Genomic DNA, 13,039 nt, shown 5'->3' with positions numbered 1-13,039 from the left:
AGGACTGCCTGTGACTGGCTTGTTTATTACCCTGGAAGGCCCCGAAGGCGCCGGCAAAAGCACCAACCGCGATTACCTGGCCGGCCGCTTGCGCGCTGAAGGTGTCGAGGTGGTGTTGACCCGTGAGCCCGGCGGTACACCCCTGGCCGAGCGCATCCGTGACGTGTTGCTGGCCCCAGGCGAAGAACAGATGAACCCGGACACCGAGCTGCTGCTGGTGTTCGCTGCCCGTGCCCAGCACCTGGCCGAGGTGATTCGTCCGGCCCTGGCCCGCGGTGCCGTGGTGATCTGCGACCGTTTTACCGATTCCACGTATGCCTACCAGGGCGGTGGCCGGGGTTTGTCCCTGGCGCGTATCGCCACGTTGGAAACCTTTGTGCAGGGTGATCTACGTCCCGACCTGACCCTGTTGTTCGACCTGCCGGTGGCAGTGGGCATGGCCCGCGCCAGCGCCCGTGGGCGTCTCGACCGTTTCGAACTGGAAGGCCAGGGTTTTTTCGATGCTGTGCGCAGCGCGTTCCTCAGGCGCGCCCAGGCGGAACCGGCGCGCTACCACCTGCTGGACGCAGCCCAGCCGTTGACGCAGGTGCAGCAGGCCATCGACGCCCTGTTACCCAAGCTGTTGGAGCGCGCCCGTGGCTGAAGCCTACCCATGGCAGGACAGTCTCTGGCAGCAGTTGGCCGGCCGTGCCCAGCACGCCCATGCCTATCTGCTGCACGGGCCGATCGGTATTGGTAAGCGCGATCTGGCTGAGCGACTCATGGCCAGCCTGCTGTGCCAGCGCCCGGTCAACCTTGAAGCCTGCGGCGCGTGCAAATCCTGCCTGTTGCTCAAGGCCGGCAGCCACCCGGACAACTACCTGCTCGAACCCGAGGAGGCCGATAAGGCGATCAAGGTCGACCAGGTGCGTGACCTCGTCAGTTTCGTGGTGCAGACCGCGCAGATGGGCGGGCGCAAGGTGGTGCTGATCGAGCCGGTGGAGGCGATGAACATCAACGCCGCCAATGCCTTGCTCAAGAGCCTGGAAGAACCCTCCGGCGACACGGTGCTGTTGCTGGTGAGCCACCAGTCCAGCCGCTTGTTGCCGACCATTCGCAGCCGTTGTGTACAGCAGGCCTGCCCGTTGCCCAGTGAAGCCATGAGCCTGCAATGGCTGGCGAAGGCGCTGCCGGATTGCTCCGCAGAGGAGCGGATCGAGTTGCTGACCCTGGCGGCCGGTTCCCCGCTGGCGGCCGTCAAGCTGCAAGCCCAGGGCGTACGTGAGCAACGCGCCCTGGTTGTGGATGGGGTGAAAAAACTGCTCAAGCAAGAGCTGTCCGCCACCCAGTTGGCTGAAAGCGCCTGGAAGGACATTCCCTTGCTGCTGCTGTTCGACTGGTTCTGTGATTGGTCGAGCCTGATCCTGCGCTACCAGTTGACCCAGGATGAAAACGGCCTGGGCCTGCCGGACATGCGCAAGGTGGTGCAATACCTCGCGCAGAAAAGTGCCCAGGACAAGGTGCTGACTATCCAGGACTGGATCCTCGCCCAGCGCCAGAAGGTGCTCGGCAAGGCCAACCTCAACCGCGTGCTGTTGCTTGAAGCCCTGCTGGTGCAGTGGGTTGGCTTGCTCGGCCGCCGTTAATTTCCTTGGCCGACGGGTGTATCGTTGGCCAGACACTTTCCGTGACCTAAGTCGTAATTTCCTATGCTTGTAGATTCCCATTGCCACCTTGATCGCCTCGACCTTGCCCAGCATGGCGGCTCCCTGGATGCTGCCCTCGACGCTGCACGCCAGCGTGGGGTAGGGCATTTCCTGTGCATTGGCGTCAGCGCCGAAAATGCTGCCGACGTCAAAGCCTTGGCTGAGCGTTATGCCGATGTGGATTGCTCGGTGGGTATCCACCCGCTGGACCTCAAGCCCGGCGAAGCCCCGGCCCTCGACTGGCTGCTGGGCGAACTCAATCACCCGCGCGTGGTGGCCATTGGCGAAACCGGCCTGGACTACCATTACGAGCCGGAAGCCGCCGAGTTGCAGCAGGCCTCGTTTCGCCTGCATTTGCAGGCCGCCCGGCAAACCGGCAAACCGGTGATTGTCCACACCCGCGGCGCCCGTGCCGACACCCTGGCCCTGTTGCGCGAAGCCGCGTTGCCCCAGGCCGGCGTGTTGCATTGCTTTACCGAGGATTGGGACATGGCCAGGGCAGCGCTCGACCTGGGGTTCTATATTTCCCTGTCGGGCATTGTCACTTTCCGCAATGCCGATGCCCTGCGCGACGTGGCGCGCCAAGTGCCAGCCGACCGCCTGCTGGTGGAAACCGACTCGCCGTACCTGGCGCCGATTCCCCATCGTGGCAAACCGAACCTGCCCGAATATGTACGGGATGTGGCGGACTACCTGGCGATGCTGCGCGGTGAGTCCTATGAGCGCTTTGCCGAGCAGACCACCGAGAACTTCAAGCGCCTGTTCCCGCTGGCCCACGTCGCCGCATGACACGACTGAATCGCAGGCAAAAAAAACCCGGGTTCTGGGGGGTGAATCCGGGTTAAGACCATTAGGAGTAAAACAAGGGCACACAGTCCGTCGGTACCCAGGTCGGCGCTTCACTTGGGGGAGATGTCACGCCGACAGTTCAAGTATTGATCAGTATCTGATTCAGTCCAGTCGCGACTGATCGTTTTTTAAACAGATTTGGAATACATGCGCTTCGCTTGAGTTCTCATTGGGCAGGTGCACGGGTGCAGTTGTTGCGTATTATTTCTGACTGATAGGCATGAAAACGTTGGCGCCTTGAAAGTAAAGTGCAGGGCGGGTTCACATAGACGTTGCCCAACGACCGTTCAGTCGGGATAATCCCTCGCACTGGGTAAATCGTATCGCCATGTATTCGTGGCCCTGCGCAGCCCTCCCTATTCCGACCTTTGCAGACCTCTTCCTCATGCACAAAGAACCCCGTAAGGTCCGTGAGTTTCGCCGCCGTGAGCAGGAAATTCTCGACACCGCACTCAAGTTGTTCCTCGAACAAGGCGAAGACAGCGTCACCGTCGAGATGATCGCGGATGCCGTGGGTATTGGCAAAGGCACGATCTACAAGCACTTCAAGTCCAAGGCCGAGATCTACCTGCGCCTCATGCTCGACTACGAGCGCGACTTGAACGAGCTGCTGCATTCGGCCGATGTCGACAAGGACAAGGAGGCCCTGTCCCGGGCCTACTTCGAGTTCCGCATGCGCGACCCGCAGCGCTACCGCCTGTTCGACCGCCTGGAAGAGAAGGTGGTCAAGGGCCATCAAGTGCCGGAGATGGTCGAGGAGCTGCACAAGATCCGCGCCTCGAACTTCGAGCGCCTGACCCTGCTGATCAAGGGCCGCATCAGCGAAGGCAAGCTTGAAGACGTACCGCCGTATTTCCACTACTGCGCCGCCTGGGCCTTGGTGCACGGCGCCGTGGCGCTGTACCACTCGCCGTTCTGGAGCAATGTGCTGGAAGACCAGGAAGGTTTCTTCCAGTTCCTGATGGATATCGGTGTGCGCATGGGCAACAAGCGCAAGCACAGCTCCGAGCCGGCACTGGTTGAAGCGGCCCCCGTCGAAACCCCGGCCACGTAACGATTTGCTGCCAGGCGCAGTAACCCAGGAATATACTCAGGCAAGGATATTGCTAAAAGCTGATTTATCAGTCAGTTTTTAGTGCGCCCGAATCATCCTCTGCCGGAGTGATCCATGATCGTTGATCGTCAAGGCAGGCGTTTTCGCAATTTGCGGATCAGCCTGACCTCAGCCTGCAATTACGCGTGTACCTACTGCGTGCCGAACGGCAAGCGGCTGGTGGCTGCCCAGGACGAACTCTCGGCCGAGGCCATGGCCCGTGGCGTGGCCTACCTGATCGAGGCGGCGGGCATCGAGCGCTTGCGCATCACCGGTGGCGAGCCGCTGGTCAGCCCCAAGCTGGAAGCCTTCATGGGCGCCGTGGGCGGCATGGGCCTCAGCGACATCAGCCTGACCACCAACGGCCAGTTGCTGGCGCGCAAACTGCCGCTGCTGGTGGATGCGGGGATTCGGCGTATCAACGTCTCCCTCGATACCCTGGATGCCGGCGCCTTTCGCAGCATCGCCCGTGGCGGCGACCTGGCGACCGTGCTCGATGGCATGGACCAGGCGCGTGCTGCCGGGATCAAGATCAAGGTCAACATGGTGCCGTTGCGCGGCCAGAACCTCGACCAGGTGATGCCGCTGCTCGACTACTGTCTGGAGCGTGGCTACGAGCTGCGTTTTATCGAGTTGATGCGCATGGGCCACCTGGCCAAGGACTCCAATGCATTCCTGCAGCAGTTCGTCAGCCTGCAACAACTGCTCGGCCTGATCGGCGAACACCACGAATACCTGCAAGCCAACGCTCCCGTGGACGCCACGGCGGTACGCTACGAAGTGCCGGGCAAAGGCTTCTTCGGCGTGATCGCCAACGAAAGCGTACCGTTCTGCCGCACCTGTTCACGGCTGCGCTTGTCGTCGACCGGCTGGCTGCATGGCTGCCTGTCGTCGAGCAACCGTCACTATGTCGGCGACCTGTTGGACAAGCCTCGCCACCAGGCGCTGCCGGCCCTGCAAGGCCTGCTGATGAAGGCCTTGGGCGATAAGCAGGAAGTGGCCTTCTCCGGCGGTGCGACGATCATGAAGATCATTGGCGGATAATGCTTTCCCAAGATTAAACATCATCCAATGTGGGAGGGAGCAAGCCCCCTCCCACATTTAGTTCTGCGTTGTTTCCAAATGGCGCGGATTCTGCATCTCGTGTCCATTCGCCGGTTTTCCGTCACCGGCTTCTGGAGGATTAGGATGCGTAGTCTGGTTTTGTTGCTGGCGTCGTTGACGCTGAGTGGTTGCATGACCGTCAGCGATATGGCCGAAGGCACCCGTTATCAGATGAGCGACGCCGGGTTGCTGGACCACAGCGACACTCGTCGTACCGCCTCGGTGCGCATACAGCCGGATTCCTTTGTCTTTATCGCCCAGGGTGCATTTGTACCGCCCGGCAGCGCCTACCCGCGGCCGAATGTGGTGGCCGAGGAAGCCTTCAACGGTTTCGTCGAATACTTCCCAATGGTGCGTCGTGCTCGTCAGCCGGAAGGCCTGGAGCAGGCGATGGCCGAGGCCCGTGCGGCGGGTGCCCACTACCTGCTGTACTGCCGTTTCGCCAAGGCCGATGACCGTATCGGCAACGCCGACGAATGGGCTGATCAAGAGGCGCTGGACCGGCTTGGCCTGGACAACGGGGTAATCCAGATCATGTTGATCGAGACCAGCACCCAGTATTTGATTGATACTGCACGTATTCGCAGTCGTGGCGGTTTACTGACGTTCCACGACAACAAGCCAGAAGACCTGATTGCCCGCCCCTTGGCGCAGTACGCCCGAGGCCTGTTGGGCATGGGCGATCAGTAACACCAAGGAGAACACCATGACCGATTCCGCCAAGGCCAACGATCTGTTGGCTCAGTTGCCCAAGGGCAAGGGACCGGCGCCGGTGCATCTGTGGAACCCGGATTTCTGCGGCAACATCGACATGCGCATCGCCCGTGACGGCACCTGGTTCTACCAGGGCACGCCGATCGGGCGTAAGCCGATGGTCAAATTGTTCTCTACTATCATCCGCCGAGATGGCGATGATTACTTCCTGATCACCCCAGTGGAAAAAGTTGGTATCACCGTCGATGATGCGCCCTTTGTCGCGGTTACTCTCGACGTCGAAGGGCAGGGCGAAAGCCAGGTGCTGCGTTTCACCACCAACGTCGACGAGCAGGTTGCAGCCGATATTGAGCATCCACTGCGGGTGGTGATCGATCCCGTCACCCAGGAACCGTCCCCCTATCTGCGCGTGCGTACCAACCTCGAAGCCCTGGTGCATCGCAATGTGTTCTACCAATTGGTGGAGTTGGCGGTGAGTCGCCCGATCAATGGTCAGAACTGGCTTGGCGTATGGAGCGGCGGCGAGTTTTTCCGTATTGGCCTGGAGCCGTGAGACCGGTTTTTTCATCTCCCTGAAATAATTCGCTTGCTGCAAATGGCCGCTTTCGGTTATCAATTTGTACATGATTAGACATGTCCGATTTGATAAGAAAAAACGCGTCGTCGACGAGCTCATCCGCCGTATCGAGGGAGGGGTGATGGCCGACGGTTTCCTGTTGCCGGGTGAGCATCAACTGGCTGAAGAGTTTGCGGTCAGCCGGGGCACGCTGCGTGAAGCCCTCGCCGAACTCAAAAGGCGCAATTACATCGCGACCCAGAGCGGCGTGGGCTCCATCGTCACATTTGATGGCATGGCGCTGGATCAAACCAGCGGTTGGGCCCAGGCCCTGGCGGACACCGGGGCCCTGGTGACCACCGATATTCTGCGCCTGGAAGCGGTGACGCGCGCCGATCTGTTCAGTCGCTTCGGCACCGACCAATTTATCGCCCTCGACCGCCGTCGCCGCACGACTGATGGCACGGCCGTTTCCCTTGAGCGCTCGCTGATGCCCGCGTCCGGTGGCCTGGAAAGCCTGCCGCGCGTTGGGCTGATCGATAATTCCCTGACCATCACCCTGGCAGCCTACGGTTACGTCGGTGCCGAAGGTGACCAATGGATCGGCGCCGAGCCCCTCAGCGATGAAGACGCCGAGTTGCTTGGCCGCCCGGTGGGCACGGTGTTCCTCAAGGCCTCGCGCACCACCTACGATCGCCGCGAGCGCTTCATGGAGTACGTCGAAAGCCTGCTCGACCCTCTGCACTTTCGCCTGCACCTGCAGTTTGGATCTTCAAAATGACCCCCAATACCCGCGCCCTCGGCGCTTTCTACGGCCTGGCGTTGGGCGATGCCCTGGGCATGCCCACCCAATCCCTGAGCCGTGAGCAAGTGCAACAGCGCTTTGGTGCCATTACCGGCCTGGAAGATGCCGACGCCGACCAACCCATCGCGCCCAATATGCCGGCGGGCTCCATCACCGATGACACCGAGCAAGCGATCCTGGTCGGTGAGCTGCTGGTCGAGGGCCGAGGCAAGATCGACCCCGCCGTGCTCGCCCGGCGCCTGATCGATTGGGAAGCGGTGATGCGCGCCAAGGGCTCCCAGGATCTGCTCGGCCCGTCGACCAAGCGTGCAATCGATATGATCCTCAACGGCCATACCCCGGAAGAATCCGGGCGCTACGGCACCACCAATGGCGCCGCCATGCGCATCACCCCAGTGGGAATCGCCGCCGATGTCAGCGACCCGGCGCGATTTATCCAGGCGGTGATCCAGGCCTGCCAGGTCACCCACAACACCACCCTGGGCATCTCCAGCGCCGCGGGAGTGGCGGCGGTGGTGTCCGCGGGCATCAACGGTGTGGACTTGGGTGAAGCCTTGAATATCGGCACCCAGGTGGCTCAACAGGCGGAAGGCCATGGCCATTGGATTGCCGGCGGGCGCATCTCCACCCGTATCAGTTGGGCGCGCACCCTGAGCGTCGGCAGCGGCGACACAGCCCTGTTCGCCGACCTGCTGTATGAATTGATCGGCACCTCCGTCGCCTCCCAGGAGTCGGTGGTGGTGTCGTTTGCCCTCGCCCAGCAAGTGGCAGTGGGGGCCATGAACGCGTTCGAAGCCCTGTGCCTGGCTGCCAGCCTGGGCGGCGATACCGACACGATTGCCGCGATGCTCGGCGCGATGCTCGGTGCCTGCCTCGGCCTGCAGTGCTGGCCCGAATCGATGATCAAACAGGTCAAGCAGGTCAACGGCCTCGATCTGCAGCCGCTGGTTCAAGGCTTGCTCGCATTGCGCTGAGTCAGGAAGACCGCGTATCCGCCACAACCACAACAATACAGGCACCAGGAGCACCACTCATGAGCAGCACTTCTTCCGGCCAAAGCGCCGGGCAATTGGAAACCCGCGGTATCGAACCGGTCCCTGAAGGCGAGTGCAACGGCCATCCACTGCAACTGTTCTGGGTGTGGTTCGCCGCCAATATCAGCATCCTCGGCCTGCCCCTCGGCGCCACCCTCGTGGCGTTTCGCGGCCTGGCCATCTGGCAGGCGATCATCGTCGCGATCCTCGGCGCCGCCGGCTCGTTCGCCGTGGTGGGCATCATCTCCATCGCCGGCCGTCGCGGCCGTGCCCCCAGCCTGACCTTGTCCCGCGCCATCTTCGGCGTGCGCGGCAATATCGGCCCGACGCTGGTGTCGTTGATGTCGCGCCTGGGCTGGGAAACCGTCAACACCACCACGGCGGCCTTCGTGTTGCTGTCGTTGTGTTCAATTCTGTTCGGCTCTGCGGTGGAGGCGAAAAGCGCACCGGTCCTCACCCTGATCTTCATCGGCATGTTCGTGTTGCTGACCTTGGCCGTTTCGGGCCTCGGCCACGCCACCTTGCTGGTGATCCAGAAGTGGGCCACCTATGTGTTCGGCGCGTTGAATATCCTGGTGGGCGGTTTCCTCTGCGCCACCATCGACTGGAGCGCGGTGTTCAACGCCACCCCGGCACCGCTGAGCGCGATGATCATCGGCGTCGGTACCATGGCCGCCGGTACCGGTATCGGCTGGGCCAACGCCGGTGCCGACATGTCGCGCTACCAGCACCGCAGCGTCACGGCCGTGCGCCTGGTGGCGTCGGCGGCATTTGGTGCGGGCATTCCGCTGGTGTTGCTGATTACCCTCGGCGGCCTGCTGTCGGTCGGCAACAACGACCTGGCCGCGGCCACTGACCCGATCATCGCGATCCGCGACATGCTGCCCACCTGGATGGCGGTGCCGTACCTGATCACCGCGTTTGGCGGGCTGCTGCTGTCGAACAACCTGTCGGTGTATTCGGCCGGCCTCACCACCTTGACCCTTGGCCTGAAGGTCAAGCGCGTGCATGCGGTGATCGTCGACATCGTGGCGATCTTCGCCGGTTCCATCTACTTCATGCTGATCGCCGACAGTTTCTACGGCCCGTTCATCACCTTCATCTCGTTGCTGGCGGTGCCGATCACCGCGTGGGTGGGGATCTTCGTGGTCGACCTGATCCATCGTCACTACTACAGCCCCAAGGACCTGCTGGACGTGAGCCCGAGCAGCGCCTACTGGTATCGCGGCGGTGTGGAATGGCGCGCCTTCGGCGCCTGGGCCGTGGCCATCGTGCTGGGTTTCAGCTTCACCACCATTGGCACCACTGCCGAGAACATCTGGTTCGCCGGGCCGTTGTCCGACTCCTGGCTGGGCCACAATGGCCTGGGCTGGATCGTCACTTTCCTGGTCGCCGGTGGGATTTATGCGGTACTGGGCGGCGCGGCTGACCGTCGTCCGGCGTTGGTAGAGAGCCCTAATGTCTAGATTGCTGCACACCGGCCAGGTCATCGTCGACCTGGTCATGGCCCTCGACACCTTGCCTGCGACCGGCGGCGACGTGCTGGCCAAGTCCGCCAGCTTCGAAGCCGGCGGGGGCTTCAATGTGATGGCGGCGGCGCGGCGCAATGGCTTGCCGGTGGTCTATCTGGGCCGTCACGGCACTGGCCGCTTCGGCGACCTGGCCCGCGCAGCGATGCAGGCCGAGGGCATTGACATGGCCCTGGCGGCCAGCAGCGCAAAGGACACTGGCTTGTGCGTGTCCCTGACCGAAGCCACTACCGAGCGCACGTTCATTTCCCATATCGGCGTCGAGGGTGAACTCAGCCAGGAGGATTTGACCACCGTCGTACCGCGTGTCGACGACTACGTCTACGTCAGTGGCTACAGCCTGCTCCTGGAAGGCAAGGCCCAGGCGCTGATCGACTGGCTGCTGGCACTGCCCCGGGAAGTCGTGGTGGTGTTCGATCCGGGGCCGCTGGTCAAAGCGCCGGATTCGGCCTTGATGGGTGCGCTGTTGCCACGTATCGATATCTGGACCAGCAATGGTCCTGAAGCCTTGGCGTTTACCGGCGCGGCGGACATCGCTGCCGCGTTGCCGGCGCTCAGCCAGCACCTGCGCGCCGAGACGCTATTGGTGGTGCGTGACGGACCGAATGGCTGTTGGGTGGGGCGTGCGGGTCAGATCGAGCATGTGCCTGGCTTCAAGGTACAGGCGGTCGACAGCAATGGCGCGGGGGATGCGCATGCGGGGGTGTTTATTGCGGGTTTGGCGGATGGTTTGAAACCTGCTGAGGCGGCGCGGCGGGCGAATGCAGCGGCGGCCCTGGCGGTGACGCGTTGGGGGCCGGCAACTTCCCCGGGCACCGCCGAAGTCGACGCATTACTTACGGACTGAAGATAGGCCCAAGCATGTGAGAGGAAGGTTTACTCCCTCCCACATTGGGTTTTGCATGAGGGCTACTGGCGCGTTGCACCTTCGAGCTTGCGCGCTTCATCCACACCTGACGCCGTCAACTTGATCGGCAGATTCAGCGAGTATTCACCGGCGTCGTCGGTGGTCACATGCCCATCCTTGATCAACCCGCGGTCCTGCAGAAATGCCAACGCACTGGCGACCACTTTCTCTCCGCGGTAGTTATCCAGCACTTCCTTGCCCAGCCCCTGAGGATGAGCGTGCAGCAGGCGGGTGAGGACTTCTTTTTCAAGGTCTTTATCGACGTTCATGCGTACCTCTTCATTGGGGAATGATCGGGTGTTGCGATTGCATTTGATGCGTCAAGGCGCAGGCTGTTTCGGCGCGCCCGGCAGGTTCGAGTCATCGCCTTTATTGATCTTCGGCTCATTCACCGAAGGGCCCATTTTGCCGTTGCCGACGGCCGCTGGCGCCTGGCGTTGGGTATCGTGACCCTGGGTATGCGGGTCGGCACCATTGGTGTTATCGATGACCGCACCGCCGTTGGTGTCCAGGCCCGTGCCCATGGATTTCTGCGATTCGGTGGTGGCGTCCGGGTTGGTAGGGCCGGTGGACGACGTGGCAGCGAAACCACTCAGCGAAACCGAAGACAACAGGCCAGCAAATGCGAGGGCGGCAAACTTGGAATGCTTCATGAGGGTGTCTCCATATGATTGATGTCCTTACCCTCTATTGGTCAGTTGTGCCTTGATGATCGTGCCTGGGTGGCGACGAACGGTGCCGTGGCACCTGTAAGATTTTGTGTGTCGGTTGCCGGGCTCCCCATAAATTGCACTGCAATCAGTCATCAAAGCGCCTTAGTATGTGTGCTTTGAAATTGCCCAAGGCTCGCCCATGACCATCGAGATTCGCCCCGCCGTGCCCAGCGATGCTGCGCAGATCCTGACTTTCATCACCGAACTCGCCGAGTACGAGAAAGCCCGGCATGAAGTGATCGCCAGCGTGGTGGACATCCAGCGCAGCCTGTTCAGCGAGGGCGCCACCGCCCATGGCCTGATCTGCTCGCGGGATGGCTTGCCGATTGGGTTTGCGGTGTTCTTTTTCAGCTATTCCACGTGGCTGGGCAGCAACTGCCTGTACCTGGAAGACTTGTACATCAACCCGGAACAACGTGGCGGCGGGGCGGGCAAGAAGCTGTTGCGTCATTTGGCGAAGATTGCCTTTGATAACGGGTGCGCGCGCTTCGAGTGGAGCGTGCTGGACTGGAACGAGCCGGCGATTGCCTTTTACAAATCCATCGGTGCCCAGCCGCAGGAAGAGTGGGTGCGCTATCGCATGGAAGGTGATGCGCTGCGGGATTTTGCTCTCGGCTGAAGCCACCTTCTTGAACACACTGTAGATCAAATGTGGGAGGGGGCTTGCTCCCGATAGCGGTGAATCAGTCAGCCTTTCTGTAGCTGACGTGCCGCTATCGGAAGCAAGCCCCCTCCCACATTATTTTTTGATTTTGCTCACTATGTGGGATGCAAATTTATATATTGAGATGTTTCAAATGATGGGTTTATAGTCGTCTGCATCAGCACTCACTGCCAAAAATAAAACAGGTGACGCGATGCAGGCCCAACCGTTGTCATTACCCGCCGTGCCCGAGCCAACCTACGGCGAGCGCCTGAAGAACAAGGTGGTGATCATCACCGGCGCCGCTCAGGGCATTGGTGAGGCGATCGTCGCGTGTTTCCAGGCCCAGCAGGCGCGCCTGGTGATCGCCGATATCCAGGGCGAAAAGGTCGAGAAAGTCGCTGCCCACTGGCGCGAACGCGGCGCCGAGATCTACGCCCAACCCGTCGATATCACCTCCAAAGCGCAATGGCTGGCGTTGGTCAATGTGGCCATTGAGCGCTTCGGCCGGGTGGATGTGCTGGTCAATTGCGCCGGGGTCAACGTGTTCCGCGACCCGCTGGAGATGAGCGACGAAGACTGGCGCCGTTGCTTCGCCATCGACCTCGACGGCGCCTGGTACGGCTGCCGCACGGTGCTGCCACACATGATCGAGCAGGGCATCGGCAACATCATCAATATCGCCTCCACCCATTCCAGCCACATCATTCCCGGCTGCTTTCCCTACCCGGTCGCCAAGCACGGCCTGCTCGGCCTTACCCGCGCCCTGGGTATCGAATACGCGCCCAAGGGCATCCGCGTAAATGCCATCGCCCCGGGCTATATCGAAACCCAGCTCAACGTCGATTACTGGAACGGTTTCCCCGACCCCCACGCCGAGCGCCAGCGTGCGTTCGACCTGCACCCGCCCAAGCGCATCGGCCAGCCCGTCGAGGTGGCGATGACGGCGCTGTTCCTGGCGACCGACGAGGCGCCCTTTATCAATGCCACCTGCCTGATGATCGATGGCGGGCGGTCGGTGATGTACCACGACTAGAACTTGCCACTCCCAATAACAACAAGAGGTGCCGTTCATGAAAAAAGCAATACGCGTACTGGCAGCTGCCGCCGTGCTCAGCGGCCTCAGTACTTTCGCATTTGCCGAGGAAGTGAAAATCGGCTTCCTGGTCAAACAGGCCGAGGAACCGTGGTTCCAGACCGAATGGGCCTTTGCCGAAAAAGCCGGCAAGGAACATGGCTTTACCGTGATCAAGATCGCCGTGCCCGATGGCGAGAAAACCCTCTCGGCCATCGACAGCCTGGCCGCCAACGGCGCCAAGGGCTTTGTGATCTGCCCGCCGGATGTGTCCCTGGGCCCGGCCATCGTCGCCAAGGCCAAGGCCAACGGCCTGAAAGTGATTGCCGTGG

General features: G+C 61.6%; 16 protein-coding genes. 14 read left to right on the top strand and 2 right to left on the bottom strand.

Features of this window, described 5'->3' with window-relative positions; genetic code table 11:
- The first annotated feature begins 10 nt into the window (after positions 1-10).
- The 11 genes from tmk (at position 11) to F6S08_RS22705 (ending at position 10,216) form a co-directional block, all read left to right on the top strand.
- A complete protein-coding gene (gene tmk, locus F6S08_RS22755; protein ID WP_065947755.1) occupies positions 11-643 on the top strand; it encodes a dTMP kinase in 633 nt (210 codons plus the stop codon).
- The gene (locus F6S08_RS22750) at positions 636-1,625 is read left to right on the top strand and encodes a DNA polymerase III subunit delta' (protein ID WP_074847484.1); all 990 of its coding nucleotides are present in this window, start codon (positions 636-638) and stop codon (positions 1,623-1,625) included. Before tmk ends, F6S08_RS22750 begins: the two co-directional genes overlap by 8 nt.
- Positions 1,626-1,688: 63 nt before the next feature.
- Positions 1,689-2,474 (top strand): TatD family hydrolase, encoded by a 786-nt coding sequence (locus F6S08_RS22745; protein WP_065926348.1) that lies wholly within the window; start codon positions 1,689-1,691, stop codon positions 2,472-2,474.
- A 445-nt stretch (positions 2,475-2,919) separates the two neighbouring features.
- Entirely contained in the window at positions 2,920-3,588 is a 669-nt protein-coding gene (locus tag F6S08_RS22740; RefSeq protein WP_027607814.1) for a TetR/AcrR family transcriptional regulator, read from the top strand.
- A 114-nt stretch (positions 3,589-3,702) separates the two neighbouring features.
- Positions 3,703-4,671: a GTP 3',8-cyclase MoaA gene (locus F6S08_RS22735; protein ID WP_065926347.1), complete on the top strand. Its 969-nt coding sequence runs from the start codon at positions 3,703-3,705 to the stop codon at positions 4,669-4,671.
- A 144-nt stretch (positions 4,672-4,815) separates the two neighbouring features.
- Positions 4,816-5,421 carry a DUF4823 domain-containing protein gene (locus tag F6S08_RS22730; RefSeq protein ID WP_027607816.1) on the top strand — a complete coding sequence of 202 codons (606 nt, stop codon included), beginning with the start codon at positions 4,816-4,818 and terminating at the stop codon, positions 5,419-5,421.
- Between the two features lie 16 nt (positions 5,422-5,437).
- Complete coding sequence (locus F6S08_RS22725; protein WP_065939054.1) at positions 5,438-5,998, top strand: DUF1285 domain-containing protein; 561 nt, start codon at positions 5,438-5,440, stop codon at positions 5,996-5,998.
- A gap of 70 nt (positions 5,999-6,068) precedes the next feature.
- A complete protein-coding gene (locus tag F6S08_RS22720) occupies positions 6,069-6,782 on the top strand; it encodes a GntR family transcriptional regulator (protein WP_051429403.1) in 714 nt (237 codons plus the stop codon).
- Complete coding sequence (locus F6S08_RS22715; RefSeq protein ID WP_315872376.1) at positions 6,779-7,780, top strand: ADP-ribosylglycohydrolase family protein; 1,002 nt, start codon at positions 6,779-6,781, stop codon at positions 7,778-7,780. The genes F6S08_RS22720 and F6S08_RS22715 overlap by 4 nt, the downstream gene beginning before the upstream one ends.
- Positions 7,781-7,839: 59 nt before the next feature.
- Positions 7,840-9,306, top strand: coding sequence for a purine-cytosine permease family protein (locus F6S08_RS22710; RefSeq protein WP_315872375.1), 1,467 nt, complete (start codon positions 7,840-7,842; stop codon positions 9,304-9,306).
- A complete protein-coding gene (locus F6S08_RS22705; RefSeq protein ID WP_315872374.1) occupies positions 9,299-10,216 on the top strand; it encodes a PfkB family carbohydrate kinase in 918 nt (305 codons plus the stop codon). Before F6S08_RS22710 ends, F6S08_RS22705 begins: the two co-directional genes overlap by 8 nt.
- Positions 10,217-10,278: 62 nt before the next feature.
- Here the strand turns inward: F6S08_RS22705 and F6S08_RS22700 are convergent, their stop codons facing one another.
- Both F6S08_RS22700 and F6S08_RS22695 read right to left on the bottom strand, forming a co-directional pair.
- Positions 10,279-10,545, bottom strand: a complete 267-nt coding sequence (locus F6S08_RS22700) for a hypothetical protein (RefSeq protein WP_074847481.1) — start codon at positions 10,543-10,545, stop codon at positions 10,279-10,281.
- A gap of 51 nt (positions 10,546-10,596) precedes the next feature.
- Positions 10,597-10,929 carry a hypothetical protein gene (locus tag F6S08_RS22695; protein ID WP_027607823.1) on the bottom strand — a complete coding sequence of 111 codons (333 nt, stop codon included), beginning with the start codon at positions 10,927-10,929 and terminating at the stop codon, positions 10,597-10,599.
- A 199-nt stretch (positions 10,930-11,128) separates the two neighbouring features.
- Between F6S08_RS22695 and F6S08_RS22690 the strand changes: the two genes are divergently transcribed.
- The 3 genes from F6S08_RS22690 to F6S08_RS22680 form a co-directional block, all read left to right on the top strand.
- Positions 11,129-11,608: a GNAT family N-acetyltransferase gene (locus tag F6S08_RS22690; RefSeq protein ID WP_027607824.1), complete on the top strand. Its 480-nt coding sequence runs from the start codon at positions 11,129-11,131 to the stop codon at positions 11,606-11,608.
- 238 nt (positions 11,609-11,846) lie between these two features.
- Positions 11,847-12,668 carry an SDR family oxidoreductase gene (locus F6S08_RS22685; protein ID WP_315872373.1) on the top strand — a complete coding sequence of 274 codons (822 nt, stop codon included), beginning with the start codon at positions 11,847-11,849 and terminating at the stop codon, positions 12,666-12,668.
- Between the two features lie 37 nt (positions 12,669-12,705).
- A partial coding sequence (locus F6S08_RS22680; RefSeq protein ID WP_315872372.1) for a substrate-binding domain-containing protein occupies positions 12,706-13,039 on the top strand: 334 nt, incomplete at its 3' end.

This window comes from Pseudomonas sp. JV449 (assembly GCF_032424295.1).
Classification (GTDB): domain Bacteria; phylum Pseudomonadota; class Gammaproteobacteria; order Pseudomonadales; family Pseudomonadaceae; genus Aquipseudomonas; species Aquipseudomonas marginalis.
This window is presented reverse-complemented; position numbering and strand designations above follow the sequence as displayed.

What these genes read in the sequence shown, in the direction of transcription:
- F6S08_RS22730 (WP_027607816.1), top strand. Translation starts at nt 4,816, where the DNA reads ATGCGTAGTCTGGTTTTGTTGCTGGCGTCGTTGACGCTGAGTGGTTGC.
- F6S08_RS22685 (WP_315872373.1), top strand. Translation starts at nt 11,847, where the DNA reads ATGCAGGCCCAACCGTTGTCATTACCCGCCGTGCCCGAGCCAACCTAC.
- F6S08_RS22740 (WP_027607814.1), top strand. Translation starts at nt 2,920, where the DNA reads ATGCACAAAGAACCCCGTAAGGTCCGTGAGTTTCGCCGCCGTGAGCAG.
- F6S08_RS22720 (WP_051429403.1), top strand. Translation starts at nt 6,069, where the DNA reads ATGATTAGACATGTCCGATTTGATAAGAAAAAACGCGTCGTCGACGAG.
- F6S08_RS22695 (WP_027607823.1), bottom strand. Translation starts at nt 10,929, where the DNA reads ATGAAGCATTCCAAGTTTGCCGCCCTCGCATTTGCTGGCCTGTTGTCT.
- F6S08_RS22725 (WP_065939054.1), top strand. Translation starts at nt 5,438, where the DNA reads ATGACCGATTCCGCCAAGGCCAACGATCTGTTGGCTCAGTTGCCCAAG.
- F6S08_RS22745 (WP_065926348.1), top strand. Translation starts at nt 1,689, where the DNA reads ATGCTTGTAGATTCCCATTGCCACCTTGATCGCCTCGACCTTGCCCAG.
- F6S08_RS22715 (WP_315872376.1), top strand. Translation starts at nt 6,779, where the DNA reads ATGACCCCCAATACCCGCGCCCTCGGCGCTTTCTACGGCCTGGCGTTG.
- F6S08_RS22700 (WP_074847481.1), bottom strand. Translation starts at nt 10,545, where the DNA reads ATGAACGTCGATAAAGACCTTGAAAAAGAAGTCCTCACCCGCCTGCTG.
- F6S08_RS22705 (WP_315872374.1), top strand. Translation starts at nt 9,299, where the DNA reads ATGTCTAGATTGCTGCACACCGGCCAGGTCATCGTCGACCTGGTCATG.
- F6S08_RS22690 (WP_027607824.1), top strand. Translation starts at nt 11,129, where the DNA reads ATGACCATCGAGATTCGCCCCGCCGTGCCCAGCGATGCTGCGCAGATC.
- F6S08_RS22710 (WP_315872375.1), top strand. Translation starts at nt 7,840, where the DNA reads ATGAGCAGCACTTCTTCCGGCCAAAGCGCCGGGCAATTGGAAACCCGC.
- F6S08_RS22735 (WP_065926347.1), top strand. Translation starts at nt 3,703, where the DNA reads ATGATCGTTGATCGTCAAGGCAGGCGTTTTCGCAATTTGCGGATCAGC.